Annotated in this window: 11 protein-coding genes; 10 read left to right on the forward strand and 1 reads right to left on the reverse strand. The window is 59.5% G+C overall.

The window, feature by feature from the left end:
• Positions 1 to 170: 170 nt before the first annotated feature.
• Complete coding sequence (locus PBDP_RS26145; RefSeq protein ID WP_212801505.1) at positions 171 to 2,075, reverse strand: sigma-54-dependent Fis family transcriptional regulator; 1,905 nt, start codon at positions 2,073 to 2,075, stop codon at positions 171 to 173.
• Positions 2,076 to 2,405: 330 nt separating this feature from the next.
• On the opposite strand from PBDP_RS26145, the gene exaC reads away from it, so the two are divergent.
• The 10 genes from exaC (at position 2,406) to PBDP_RS26195 (ending at position 14,101) form a co-directional block, all read left to right on the forward strand.
• Positions 2,406 to 3,926 carry an acetaldehyde dehydrogenase ExaC gene (gene exaC, locus PBDP_RS26150; protein ID WP_025569726.1) on the forward strand — a complete coding sequence of 507 codons (1,521 nt, stop codon included), beginning with the start codon at positions 2,406 to 2,408 and terminating at the stop codon, positions 3,924 to 3,926.
• Positions 3,927 to 4,185: 259 nt separating this feature from the next.
• Positions 4,186 to 5,556, forward strand: a complete 1,371-nt coding sequence (eat, locus tag PBDP_RS26155; protein ID WP_027692988.1) for an ethanolamine permease — start codon at positions 4,186 to 4,188, stop codon at positions 5,554 to 5,556.
• A 190-nt stretch (positions 5,557 to 5,746) separates the two neighbouring features.
• Positions 5,747 to 7,141: an ethanolamine ammonia-lyase subunit EutB gene (locus tag PBDP_RS26160; RefSeq protein WP_212801506.1), complete on the forward strand. Its 1,395-nt coding sequence runs from the start codon at positions 5,747 to 5,749 to the stop codon at positions 7,139 to 7,141.
• Positions 7,142 to 7,152: 11 nt separating this feature from the next.
• Positions 7,153 to 7,977, forward strand: coding sequence for an ethanolamine ammonia-lyase subunit EutC (gene eutC / locus PBDP_RS26165; protein ID WP_212801507.1), 825 nt, complete (start codon positions 7,153 to 7,155; stop codon positions 7,975 to 7,977).
• A gap of 106 nt (positions 7,978 to 8,083) precedes the next feature.
• Positions 8,084 to 8,545 (forward strand): GNAT family N-acetyltransferase, encoded by a 462-nt coding sequence (locus tag PBDP_RS26170; protein ID WP_025569618.1) that lies wholly within the window; start codon positions 8,084 to 8,086, stop codon positions 8,543 to 8,545.
• 456 nt (positions 8,546 to 9,001) lie between these two features.
• Complete coding sequence (locus PBDP_RS26175) at positions 9,002 to 9,649, forward strand: DedA family protein (protein WP_025569614.1); 648 nt, start codon at positions 9,002 to 9,004, stop codon at positions 9,647 to 9,649.
• A gap of 6 nt (positions 9,650 to 9,655) precedes the next feature.
• A complete protein-coding gene (locus PBDP_RS26180) occupies positions 9,656 to 10,468 on the forward strand; it encodes a M90 family metallopeptidase (RefSeq protein ID WP_212801508.1) in 813 nt (270 codons plus the stop codon).
• Between the two features lie 112 nt (positions 10,469 to 10,580).
• Positions 10,581 to 11,108, forward strand: coding sequence for an inorganic diphosphatase (ppa, locus tag PBDP_RS26185; RefSeq protein WP_003205933.1), 528 nt, complete (start codon positions 10,581 to 10,583; stop codon positions 11,106 to 11,108).
• A gap of 196 nt (positions 11,109 to 11,304) precedes the next feature.
• A complete protein-coding gene (locus PBDP_RS26190; protein WP_212801509.1) occupies positions 11,305 to 12,036 on the forward strand; it encodes a LexA family transcriptional regulator in 732 nt (243 codons plus the stop codon).
• A gap of 1,075 nt (positions 12,037 to 13,111) precedes the next feature.
• Positions 13,112 to 14,101, forward strand: coding sequence for a hypothetical protein (locus PBDP_RS26195; RefSeq protein ID WP_109756310.1), 990 nt, complete (start codon positions 13,112 to 13,114; stop codon positions 14,099 to 14,101).
• Positions 14,102 to 14,135 lie beyond the last annotated feature (34 nt).

Consider the following 14,135-nt stretch of genomic DNA (forward strand, 5'->3'; position numbering starts at 1 on the left):
GCCTTTACGGGTGGCCGCCAGACTTGCAAACAGCACACAATCCCTGTGGGAGCGAGCCTGCTCGCGATAGCGGTGGGTCAACTTGCATTGATATTGGATGTGCCGCCGCCATCGCGAGCAGGCTCGCTCCCAAAGTTGATCGCATTCCTTCAGGACGACCGCGACACGGTTCAGCGGGCAATGGCGTGCTTGCGCAGCTTTCGGTAAAGGGTATTGCGGCTGATGCCCAGTTGTTCGGCGGTGTGGGTCATGTGCCAGCGCTGGCGTTCCAGCACATCGAGCAGCGCCACACGCTCGGCATCTTCCAGCGGTCGCTCTGCCACGGTTTCAACCAGCGCCACTGGACGCTGGCGAATCATCGCCGGCAAGTCCTCCAAGCCAATCCGCCCGCCGTCGCACAACGCAGCAAGGGTGCGCAACACATTGCGCAGTTGCCGCACGTTGCCCGGCCAGTCGAAGCCCAGCAAAGCCTGGCGCGCCGCTTCGTCGATGATCACCGTCTCGCCGCCGCTCTCCTCGGCCAGCAGGAAATCCAACAGTTGCGACTTGTCACTGCGCTCGCGCAACGCCGGCAGCGGGATTTCCAGGCCATTGAGCCGGTAGTACAAATCCTCGCGGAAACTGCCGTCCTGCACCCGATCCAGCAATTGCCGGTGGGTGGCGCTGATGATGCGCACGTTGACCGTCTCGGGCTCGCCGCCGATGGGCACCACCTGGCGATCTTCCAGCACCCGCAGCAAACGGGTCTGCAAGGCCAGGGGCATGTCGCCGATTTCATCGAGGAACAACGTGCCGCCGTCGGCCTGTTGCAGCTTGCCGCGCATGCCTTCCTTGCGCGCACCGGTGAAACTGCCGCCGCGATAGCCGAACAGCTCGCTTTCGATCAGGCTTTCCGGGATGGCCGCGCAGTTGAGGGCGACGAACTGTTTGCCGGCGCGCTGGCTGGCATGGTGCACGGCCTTGGCGAAGGCTTCTTTGCCGGAGCCGGTTTCGCCGTGGATCAGCAGCGGCACATCACGCTCGAACACCCGCAGCGCCTTGCGAAAATGCTCCTGCAACGCCGCATCCCCCAGGCAAATGCCCGGCAGCCGCGCGGGCTCGATGGTTTTGAACGCCGGGGCGATCGGCACCGGCACGCTGCGCGGCTGCCCCCGCAGCACGGCGAACAAAGGCCGACCGTCACGGGTCCGCAACGGCCAGCTCGCACTGGCATTGACGCTCGCGCGGCCGAGCAACTCGTCCAGCGAACAATCGAAGAAGTCTTCCACCCGCTGGCCCAGCAAGCTGCCGCGAATATGCCCCAAGAGGTTGAGCGCGCTCTGGTTGACCGCGCTGATCCGCCCTTCGCCGTCGAACGCCAGCAACCCTTCGCTGAACAGCCCCACGGACTCGGCTTGCAGGTGAAAGCGCAGCAGCCATTGATTGTCGAAACAGCGCAGGAAATAACAGCTCTCGATCATCTTCGCCGAGAGATTGACCAGGGCCATGGTGTGGAACTGGCTCTGGCGCGACACGTCCGGCCGGGCCGAGGACACGTCGAGCACCGCCAGCAATTCGCCTTGTGGGTCGAAGACCGGGCTGGCCGAGCAGGTCAGCCCGGTGTGGCGACCGCGAAAGTGTTCTTCCTGGTGGATGGTCAGGGCCTGGCGTTCCACCAGGCAGGTGCCGATGCCATTGGTGCCTTCGCAGGCTTCGCTCCAGTCGGCACCGAGCCAGAGCCCGGCCCGCTCGAAAATCTTGCGTTCGCTGGGGGCGGTGACGCAATTGAGGATCACGCCCCGGGCGTCGGTCAGCAGCACCGCGTGGCCGGCGCCGGAGAGTTGCTGATGGAGGCTCGTCATTTCGGTGCCGGCGATATGCAGCACCTGTTGCAGGCGTTCGCGGCTTTCCAGCACCCGGCCATGTTCGAGCACCGTCGGCGCGAGGTTCTGGGCCGGGTCGAGGTGATAGTCCTCGAGGCAGCGCAGCCAGGAACGGGCAATCGACGGATCGCTGCCGGGGCCCTGCAGGTGGGCCTTGCCCTGGGTGACCGTCAGGACTTGTTGGGCATGGCGACTCAAGTGGTTGCTGTGCATTTCTTATTGTTCTCTGTGGTGAGGGGATTTATCCCCGTTGGGCTGCTTAGCAGCCCTCCCGCCAACTCGCGTCAGCATCCTCCAGCCCAACAACCTTTGCAATGCTGGCGCGACCTGTCAGTCACAGACTGTCTCGCCGATGGCACAAACTGTCACACCGGCTGTATCGCAATCGTCACGCACGGCATCCGTTTGTCCGGCGAACTCCTCCTAAAGTCTTGATTTACAGGCCTTGCAAGGCAATGGCCCAACCTTTGCTCTAGGCTTAATTACCGGCGCTCAATTTTGCGCGGCCTCCCGTATAAGCACAAAAGCCAAGGAGAACTCATCATGCGTTACGCTCACCCCGGTACTGAAGGCGCTATCGTTTCGTTCAAGAGCAAATACGGTAACTACATCGGCGGCGAGTTCGTCGCGCCTGTCAAAGGTCAGTACTTCACCAATACTTCCCCGGTCAATGGCCAGCCCATTGCCGAATTCCCGCGCTCCACGGCCGAAGACATCGACAAAGCCCTGGACGCCGCCCACGCCGCCGCGGATGCCTGGGGCGCCACTTCGGCCCAGGCCCGTTCGCTGATCCTGCTGAAAATCGCCGACCGCATCGAAGCCAACCTCGAAGTGCTGGCGATCACTGAATCCTGGGACAACGGCAAAGCCGTGCGCGAAACCCTCAACGCCGACATCCCCCTGGCCGCCGACCACTTCCGCTACTTCGCCGGTTGCCTGCGGGCCCAGGAAGGCAGCGCCGCCGAGATCGACGGCAACACCGTGGCCTATCACATCCATGAACCGCTGGGCGTGGTCGGGCAGATCATCCCGTGGAACTTCCCGCTGCTGATGGCCGCCTGGAAACTCGCCCCGGCCCTGGCCGCCGGTAACTGCGTGGTGCTCAAGCCCGCCGAGCAAACCCCGCTGGGCATCTGCGTGCTCATGGAACTGATCGGCGACCTGCTACCACCGGGCGTGCTGAACGTGGTGCAAGGCTTCGGTAAAGAAGCCGGTGAAGCCCTCGCCACCAGCAAACGTATCGCCAAAATCGCCTTTACCGGTTCCACCCCGGTCGGCTCGCACATCATGAAATGCGCTGCCGAGAACATCATCCCATCCACCGTGGAACTGGGCGGCAAGTCGCCGAACATCTTCTTCGAAGACATCATGCAGGCCGAGCCGAGCTTCATCGAAAAAGCCGCCGAAGGCCTGGTGCTGGCGTTCTTCAACCAAGGCGAAGTCTGCACCTGCCCATCCCGCGCCCTGGTGCAAGAATCGATCTACGACGAGTTCATGAAAGTGGTGATGAACAAAGTCCTGCAGATCAAACGCGGCGACCCACTGGACACCGACACCATGGTCGGCGCCCAGGCGTCCGAGCAGCAATTCGACAAGATTCTTTCGTACCTGGAAATCGCCAAGGGCGAAGGCGCCGAGCTGCTGACCGGCGGCAAGGTGGAAAAACTCGAAGGCAACCTGGCCAGCGGTTATTACATCCAGCCGACCCTGCTCAAGGGCACCAACAAAATGCGCGTGTTCCAGGAAGAAATCTTCGGCCCAGTGGTGAGCATCACCACCTTCAAGGACGAAGCCGAAGCCCTGGCGATTGCCAACGACACCGAGTTCGGCCTCGGCGCCGGCCTGTGGACCCGCGACATCAACCGCGCCTACCGCATGGGCCGGGCGATCAAGGCCGGTCGCGTCTGGACCAACTGCTACCACCTCTACCCGGCGCACGCCGCGTTCGGTGGCTACAAGAAGTCCGGCGTGGGTCGTGAGACGCACAAGATGATGCTCGATCACTATCAGCAGACCAAAAACCTGCTGGTGAGCTACGACATCAATCCGTTGGGGTTCTTCTAAGCCTTTGGGGCGACGCAGGTGGTTCTGTTTCGCCCTTTAGATAGCTATCGCGAGCAGGCTCGCTCCCACAGGGACTGTGGGTGACCCTTTTTCTGTGGGTTGGCCCAAATCCCCTGTGGGAGCGAGCCTGCTCGCGATGGCGCCCTCACTGACAACATCAAATTGCCGTCCCACCGCTCTGGCATGAGCCTTGCGTGCCCGCTCCACAACAAACCCGAAAGTCCAACAGATCAAACAATAAAAAAGACAGAGAGGACTTATGACTTCTACCACTCAACTCAAACCCACACTCGGCACCCTGCATTTATGGGGTATCGCCGTCGGCCTGGTGATTTCCGGCGAGTACTTCGGCTGGAGTTACGGCTGGGGCACCGCTGGGACCCTGGGGTTTCTCGTCACCGCCCTCATGGTGGCGTTGATGTATACCTGCTTCATCTTCAGTTTCACCGAATTGACCACCGCGATTCCCCACGCTGGCGGGCCTTTTGCCTACAGCCGACGGGCCTTTGGTGAGAAAGGCGGGTTGATCGCCGGGATCGCCACGCTGATCGAATTCGTCTTTGCGCCCCCGGCCATCGCCATGGCGATTGGCGCCTACCTCAACGTGCAGTTTCCGGAGCTGGACCCCAAGCTCGCCGCGGTTGGCGCGTACATCGTGTTCATGACCCTGAACATCCTCGGCGTCAGCATCGCCGCCGCGTTCGAGCTGGTGGTCACCGTGCTGGCGGTCGCCGAATTGCTGGTGTTCATGGGCGTGGTCGCGCCGGGCTTCAGCTTCAGCAACTTCGTGCTCAACGGCTGGGCCGGCTCCAATGAGTTCACCCTCGCCTCGATCCCGGGCATTTTCGCCGCAATCCCCTTCGCGATCTGGTTCTTCCTCGCCATCGAAGGCGCGGCCATGGCCGCCGAAGAAGCCAAGGACCCGAAACGCACGATTCCCCGCGCCTACGTCAGCGGCATCCTGACCCTGGTGTTCCTGGCCATCGGCGTGATGATCATGGCCGGCGGCGTCGGTGACTGGCGCACCCTGTCGAACATCAACGATCCGCTGCCCCAGGCGATGAAGGCGGTGGTCGGCAACAATTCAACGTGGATGCACATGCTGGTGTGGATCGGTCTGTTTGGCCTGGTGGCGAGTTTCCACGGGATCATCCTCGGTTACTCGCGGCAGTTCTTCGCCCTGGCCCGGGCCGGTTACCTGCCCCGTGGCCTGGCGAAACTCTCGCGCTTCCAGACCCCGCACCGGGCGATCCTGGCCGGCGGCGTGATCGGCATCGCGGCGATCTACAGCGATGGCCTGGTCAACCTGCAAGGCATGACCCTGACCGCAGCGATGATCACCATGTCGGTGTTCGGCGCCATCGTGATGTACATCATCAGCATGCTCAGCCTGTTCAGATTGCGTAAGACCGAACCGAACCTGGAACGCACCTTCCGTGCCCCGGGCTACCCGATCGTGCCGGGCATCGCGTTGTTCCTGGCCGTGGTGTGCCTGGTGGCGATGGCGTGGTTCAACATGCTGATCGGCCTGGTGTTCCTGGCGTTCATGGTTGTCGGCTACCTGTATTTCCAACTGACCGCCAAGCAACGCTCCGATGCCCCGGCGGACGCTATGCTCACAGGTATCTGAAGTTGCACCGGTGCCGGGCTGAGGGCCCGGTGCCTGCCTTATAGAAGTGCACGCAGTTTCCTCCCTGTGCGGGAGAGCCCTGTTTTAGGGTTAGCCCTGTGTGGGGAAACTCTGTGGGAGCAGGGCTACTCCACAGGGGTTGGGTCTGCGCTGTAGTTGATTATTTAGAGATTCAGGAGGACACCGCCCCATGGCCGCATTCGCCCATTCCGTCGGCGCCCAGACCTATCGCTTCGACAGCCTCAAAGAGCTGATGGCCAAGGCCAGCCCGGCACGTTCCGGGGATTTCCTGGCCGAAGTCGCGGCGCTCAACGATGGTGAGCGGGTAGCCGCGCAAATGGCCCTGGCTGACCTGCCCCTCAGTCATTTCCTGCAAGAAATGCTGATTCCTTACGAGGCCGACGAAGTCACCCGGCTGATCGTCGACACTCACGACAAACAGGCCTTCGCCGTCGTCAGCCACCTCACCGTCGGCGGCTTTCGCGATTGGCTGCTCAGCGATGCCGCCGATGAACAGAGCCTGCGGGCACTGGCTCCGGGGCTGACGCCGGAAATGGTCGCCGCCGTGTCGAAGATCATGCGCGTGCAGGATCTGGTGCTGGTGGCGCAGAAAATCCGCGTGGTCACCAAGTTCCGCGGCACCCTTGGCCTGCGCGGGCGCCTGTCCACGCGCCTGCAACCCAACCACCCCACCGACGAACCGGCCGGGATCGCTGCGAGCATCCTCGATGGCCTGCTCTACGGCAACGGCGACGCCATGATCGGCATCAACCCGGCCACCGACAGCACCGCGTCGATCTGCGCCATGCTGGAAATGCTCGACGCCATCATCCAGCGCTACGACATCCCCACCCAAGGCTGCGTGCTGACCCACGTCACTACCTCCATCGAAGCGGCGAACCGTGGCGTGCCCCTGGACCTGGTGTTCCAGTCCATCGCCGGCACCGAAGCGGCCAACGCCAGTTTCGGCATCAACCTCAACGTCTTGCAGGAAGGCTACGACGCCGGGCTCAGCCTGAATCGCGGCACCCTCGGCAACAACCTGATGTATTTCGAAACCGGCCAGGGCAGCGCACTGTCGGCCAACGCCCACCACGGCGTCGATCAACAGACCTGCGAAACCCGGGCCTACGCCGTGGCACGACATTTCAAGCCATTCTTGGTGAATACGGTTGTAGGCTTCATCGGCCCGGAATACCTGTACAACGGCAAACAGATCATCCGCGCCGGCCTCGAAGACCACTTCTGCGGCAAGCTCTTGGGCGTGCCGATGGGCTGCGACATCTGCTACACCAACCACGCCGAAGCCGACCAGGACGACATGGACACCCTGCTGACCCTGCTCGGCGTGGCCGGGATCAACTTCATCATGGGCATCCCCGGCTCCGACGACATCATGCTCAACTACCAGACCACCTCGTTCCACGACGCCCTCTACGCCCGCCAGACCCTGGGCCTGAGACCGGCGCCGGAATTCGAGACCTGGCTGGCGAACATGGGCATCTTCACCCAGGCCGATGGCCGGGTGCGGTTTGGCGACAACCTGCCACCGGCGTTTCGTCACGCCCTGGCGCATTTGGGATAAGTGAGCTGCCGATGGACAAACCTCCTGTCGATTCGCAAAACCCTTGGCTGGAACTGCGCCGCCTGACCCCGGCGCGCATCGCCCTGGGCCGCACCGGCACCAGCCTGCCGACCCAGGCGCAACTGGACTTCCAATACGCCCACGCCCAGGCCCGCGATGCCGTGCACCTGGCGTTCGATCATCAAGGCATTCGCGCGCAACTGACTGAACGTGGCCGCGAAAGCCTGCTGCTCCACAGCGCCGCCGCCGACCGCCACAGCTATCTACAGCGCCCGGACCTGGGCCGACGGCTCGACGAGAGCTCCGCACAAATCCTGGAGGACTACGCAGCGGCTCACCCCGGCGGCGTGGACCTGGCCATCGTCGTCGCTGATGGCCTGTCGGCGCTGGCGGTGCATCGGCATACATTGCCGTTCCTGGCGCGGCTGGAAGAACAGATCGCCGCTGACGGCTGGTCGGTGTCGCCCGTGATCCTGGTGGAACAAGGCCGCGTCGCGGTGGCCGATGAAGTGGCGCAGCGGCTCGGCGCAAAAATGTCGGTGATCCTGATCGGCGAACGCCCCGGCCTCAGCTCCCCCGACAGCCTGGGGCTGTATTTCACCTACAACCCCAAGGTCGGCCTGACCGATGCCTATCGCAACTGCATCTCCAACGTCCGCCTCGAAGGCCTGAGCTATGGCATGGCTGCCCATCGCCTGGTCTACCTGATGCGCGAGGCCTGTCGCCGCCAGCTCTCGGGGGTCAATCTGAAGGACGAAGCCCAGGTACAAACTCTAGACTCGGAAAATACTGCCGATATGAAAGGTAACTTCCTACTCATGCCGCCCCAAAGCTGATCCGTTTATCCGTTGCGTTTTTGATCCGCTTTCAGGCAGCATCAAAAGCACGGCAGCGCGAAGTTGTTGTCTGAATATCTGTCGACCCTTGCAGACGAGACCTACCATGCGGATTATCCAAGCGACCCTGGAACACCTGGACCTGCTGACCCCATTGTTCGTCAAGTATCGGGAATTCTACGGCTCACTGCCCTACCCGGACTCGTCCCGAGCCTTCCTCGAAAAACGCCTGCGCCGCAAGGAATCGGTGATCTACCTGGCCTTGCCCGATGACGACGACAACAAACTGCTGGGCTTCTGCCAGCTCTACCCAAGCTTCTCGTCGCTGTCGCTCAAGCGCGTGTGGATCCTCAACGACATCTACGTCGCCGAAGACGCCCGCCGCCAACTGGTGGCCGACAACCTGATCCGCACCGCGAAAAAAATGGCCAAGGAAACCAACGCCGTCCGCATGCGCGTCTCCACCAGCAGCAACAACGAAGTCGCGCAGAAAACCTACGAATCGATCGGCTTCAAGGAAGACACCGAGTTCAAGAACTACGTGTTGCCGATCAGCGAGGGGATCTGAGCCTGTGGCTGGGTGAAACCTCTGTGGCTGAGTGCACCCCTTGCTCCCGCTTGGGTGCGCAGCACCCACAACCCAGCCAACCAAATCCCAATGACACACCACCAACCCTGTGTGGCTAGGTGAAACCTTGTGGCGAGGGGATTTATCCCCGCTGGGCTGCACAGCAGCCCCAAAACCTGAGCACGCGCTACACCAGACGGACCGAGTCAGCCTTTAGGGGGACCGCTTCGCGCTCCAGCGGGAGCAAGCTCCCTCGCCACAAAAGCGGTCCGAGCCGATGCCTCATCCAACCACCCCCTCAGAAATCCCCCGCTACAAACTCAACACGCGCTTCACAATCCTCACCGTATAATGCCGCTCTTCCCGGCTTGTAAGAAAAAGCTACACACTCTGTAGCCATACTCAAAGCCAGCCCCACCAGCCTGCCGAGTCGGGCCGCCACCACAGGTGTTTTGCATGGATTTCAACCCCCTCGACCTCATCCTGCATCTCGACGTCTACCTCGACATGCTGGTGACCAACTACGGCACATGGGTCTACGCCATCCTGTTCCTGGTGATCTTCTGTGAAACCGGCCTGGTGGTGACGCCCTTCCTGCCGGGCGACTCCCTGCTGTTCATCGCCGGCGCCGTAGCCGCGGGTGGCGCCATGGACCCACTGCTGTTGGCCGGCCTGCTGATGCTCGCGGCGATCCTCGGCGACAGCACCAACTACCTCATCGGCCGCACCGCCGGCGAAAAACTGTTCAGCAACCCCAACTCGAAAATCTTCCGCCGCGACTACCTGCAGCAAACCCACGACTTCTACGACAAACACGGCGGCAAAACCGTGACCCTGGCGCGCTTCCTGCCGATCATCCGCACCTTCGCCCCCTTCGTCGCTGGCGTGGGCAAAATGAACTACCTGCGCTTCTTCGGCTTCAGCGTCCTCGGTACCGTCCTCTGGGTCGGCGGCCTGGTCACACTCGGCTACTTCTTCGGCAACGTGCCGTTCATCAAGCAGAACCTGTCACTGCTGGTGGTGGGCATCATCCTGGTGTCGCTGCTGCCGATGATCATCAGCCTGGTGCGCAGCAAAATGAGCCAGCGCGCCTCGAAAGCCTGATCGCCCATGTGGTCCCTGAGCAACTGGCGCCGCCAACGCACCCTCGCCAAACACCCCGTCACCGAGGAAACCTGGCAGCGCGTGCGTCATCAGTTGAGTTTCCTCGACGGCATCAGCGCCGCCGAGGACCAGTGGCTGCGGGAAGCCTGCGTACTGTTCCTGCACGACAAACACCTCACCGCCCTGCCCGGCGTCGAGCTGCACCAGGAACAACGCCTGCTGCTCGCCGCCCAGGCCCAATTGCCGCTGATGCATCTCGGCGAGCTGAACTGGTACCAGGGCTTCCACGAAATCGTTCTCTACCCCGACGACTTCCTCAGCCCCCAGCGCTACCGCGACGCCAGCGGCATCGAGCACGAATGGGACGGCGAACACAGCGGCGAAGCCTGGCCCCAGGGCCCGATCATCCTGGCCTGGGACGGCGTGCTCGCCAGCGGCGGTTGGGACGGCTACAACCTGGTGATCCACGAACTGGCGCACAAACTCGACATGCTCAACGGCGACGCCAACGGCCTGCCACCGCTGCACGCCGACATGCGCGTCCAGGACTGGGCCGACGCCATGCAACAAGCCTTCGATGACCTCAACCGGCAACTGGACCACAACCCCGACGCGGAAACCGTCATCGACCCCTACGCCGCCGAAAACCCGGCGGAATTCTTCGCCGTCACCAGCGAATACTTCTTCAGCGCCCCGGACCTGCTGCACCAGGCCTATCCCAAGGTCTACGAACAGCTCCAGGCGTTCTACCGCCAGGATCCTTTGGCCCGGCTGCGGCAACTTCAAGCCGAAGATCCGGTCTATCAGGCGTCATACTAAGGTCTCTAAGACCCTGCTAACGTGGCATCGACGGCTGAATATGCCTATAATCGCCGCCACTTTTTGGTCAATCCGACCAGTCATTTTGGTCAACTAACGGGGGCACCGCCCAATGAGCTACAGCAAGATTCCGGCTGGCAAAGACCTGCCGAACGACATCTACGTCGCGATCGAAATCCCGGCCAACCACGCCCCGATCAAATACGAAATCGACAAAGACAGCGACTGCCTGTTCGTTGACCGTTTCATGGCCACCCCGATGTTCTACCCGGCCAACTACGGTTACATCCCCAACACCCTGGCCGACGACGGCGACCCCCTCGACGTGCTGGTCGTGACCCCATACCCAGTGGCCCCAGGCTCGGTCATCCGCGCCCGTCCGGTCGGCATCCTGAACATGACCGACGACGGCGGCGGCGATGCCAAAGTCATCGCAGTGCCACACGACAAACTGTCGCAACTGTACGTCGACGTGAAGGAATACACCGACCTGCCACCGCTGCTGATCCAGCAGATCGAGCACTTCTTCGCGAACTACAAAGACCTCGAAAAAGGCAAGTGGGTCAAGATCGAAGGTTGGGCCGGTGCAGACGCCGCCCGCGAAGCGATCACCAAATCGGTTGCCGCCTACAAAGGCTGAAACTGAATTTGCAAAAGAACCCCGGTTTGCACCGGGGTTTTTTTATGCCTTAATGGCGCTTAATACCAACTTGTATTAATACTGTTTAACAGCGTTTAGCCCGCCCCTTTCAGATCCTGCAAACGGAAAGATCGTCTTATATATTTGAACGACATGTTTATTGCCGAAAACACAGTCGCCCCTAAACTTTCCGTTTATGAAAAAGATCTCCAGTGGCGACCGCTTCAGAGCCCTTCTAAAAGAAGCCCATATTCGTTCCGCCGACTTCGCGAAGTTATACGGCGTGAAATCCCAACACGTGAACAACTGGTTCAACCGTGGCATCCCGCCCGGGCGCATCCACTCCATCGCCAGCCTGCTGACCGTCAGCCCGGAGTGGCTCGCCCACGGCGAAGGCCCCCAAACCCCATTGGGCCTCGGCCCCGGCACCACCTATGAAGCCGCCGAAAACGACGGCGTCTACAGCGTGGTGGAACCCACGGACATCGAACTGCCTTTCTATAAGGAAGTCCCCATCGCCCCCGGCGAAACCAAAACCCACATCGTCGAAATCCCCGACCAATCCATCCGCCTGCCCCGCAGCCACCTCGAATCCCTGGAAATCGACCCCAGCGACGCCATCTGCATCACCATGGTCGGCGACAGCATGGCCGAACGCATCGAAGACGGCTCCACCCTCGCCATCGACCGCGGCCTGACGCAAATCGTTGATGGCCAGATCTATGCGCTTGAGCATGATGGGATGCTGCGTATCAAGTACCTGCATCGCGTCCCTGGTAATCGGCTGCGGCTGCGTAGCCACAATAAGGCTGCGTATCCGGACGAAGTCTTCAGTGCTGAACAGATCGATGCGCAACATATCCGAGTGATTGGCTGGGTGTTCTGGTGGTCAACCCTCAACAAACAGAGACCACCGGTATTCGACTAACCCACCCAAGACCAGAAACCGTGGCAGGAACTGCAGTAGGAGCTGTGGCAGGAGCTGTGGCAGAAGCTTTTGTGGCGAGGGAGCTTGCTCCCGCTGGCTGCGTAGCAGCCCCCTGCTTTCCCCCTGAATCCCCCTAACCCAATGATTCCACACCACTTACCACTGGGATTCTGAACCAAACCCGCGTATCCTCCGCCCCACATTTGCGAGCCCACGCCTCGCACCGACAAGGCAGATCACTTTCTGACCAAGTCCCACAGCCGGCCGCAAGAGCCGGATGTACGTTTTGAAGGCTGGTGAGGTTTGTCAAAAACGAACTGAGTTAGTCAACGAGAAGCCGGCCATAAGCCGGCTTTTTAATGCGCCATCGAAAGATCATCTTCTTGAGTTTGCTGCTGCCTCGTGAGAACAAGAAGCCCAGTCCAGAGCTGTTCAGGCATTTGACAGTCATGACATAACCAACATCAATCACAGAATTGAGAGTCAACGGTAGGCGGATACTGGATGCCCCAAAATTGTCAGCCTGGAAAGGAAGGCATGGTTCTCGCAGTCCCTACCCAAATAAAAAGACAAATAAAATCAGTTACATATAAGCCATGAAAAATTTGCTTTTGACTATCGCAGATCGCTAATTGAGAATGCGCGAACCAGGCATAACGCCACTAAATTTGGATTCGCTTCATGTCACATGCAAATGGATTTGACTTCCTTGAGCCGTTACCTCCTAGCTGTCCCCCTGAAGAGGTCAACAAGCCAACTGAAGAAAAGCTATGGAGGCTCTTGAGAGCGAACACTCACACCGCTGAAGATTTCGACTCCCAACGTAAGCGATTATCCAAGCACAAATATCCAGACGAGTGCCTAGCGAGATCTGTCTCCCTTATGACTTCGCTCGCCGCATGTCGTGCGGCGATAAAAAGCCCGCGCATGGCAAAAATGAGATTTACTCATGCGGTGGAGATCCCGTGTGACTCAAACTTTGGGGTATGGCATCAAGACCAGTCGAATCATGTCAATTGGTGGCCTTATCTGACCGTCATGCCCACTAGCATCGCCGGGAAAGTGGAAGAGCTAAATGGCTAAGCTAACGATAGAAAAAATCCTGCTTACCTATGAAGTTCCTCTGGTGGCACTAGCAAAAAATAAGAACGGTGACCGTTATCTTGGTGTTAACTACGAAGACGGTGAGACAGCATTTAAATTTTATTTTTCCAGAATAAAAACCGAACATCTAAAACAGCTATTCTCTGAAAAAATTGACGTTCATTATGCGGTAACAAAGCTGCATACCGGAAAATATGAGCTTGGTGAAGTATGGGGTAACCCAGGAGAGGAATTCCAAACCAAAAGCTTTTCCGAGCTCCCCCTAGACTCTCTCCCCGAACCTGGAATGTTCATTCCAGGCCACGCACCGGAAAGCCTTAACAGTGACTTTAAAACTGTGAACATAGACGGACAATGGGAGATAAGCGATTTAAGAAAATTTTCCGACTTAGTCCAAGACTGCTACTCATTTGGATTTGCATTACTCGGAGCAACAGGAAAAGCCGCAACGAAAAAAATAAACTCTTTATTCCATAAACATCCATGGAGAGGAGGATTTAGCTCTGTAAATTTCTTCAAGGAGCTTTATAAAAATATCCCAAACGAAGATCGCGCAGGTATAAAAAAAATAGAGTACGCATCTCCGGGGGAAATAAAATTCTACATGAATGGGGATGTCGCGGATTCCATTAGAGAGCTGGTCAATGGCATCAATGAAGTCAAGAGCCCTGCTCGTGACGCCTATAAAAAAGCATACATGCACCTGCAAAATTTAGGCTGGCTAAGTAAATCTGATGCTGACATAGCCCTTTCAACTCAAGACATAAAATCTCTTACCGAGCTTCTAGAGGAAAGCTGTCAAGCTTTCGGCCTGGAGGAAAGCGCCGAACACATCCTAAACTTAGCAAGCGGAGATCCGTTATCTGCAATTAAAATTGTGCTGGCCTACTACCGACGCCTTCAGGGGTTGGCAGATTACGTTGCAACAGGAAAGGCACAGAACATTTTTCATGACGAATAATGGGTTACAACCGTCAACCTGCCGCGGCGTACGG

This window comes from Pseudomonas sp. St290, assembly GCF_018325805.1.
Classification (GTDB): Bacteria; Pseudomonadota; Gammaproteobacteria; order Pseudomonadales; family Pseudomonadaceae; genus Aquipseudomonas; species Aquipseudomonas bijieensis.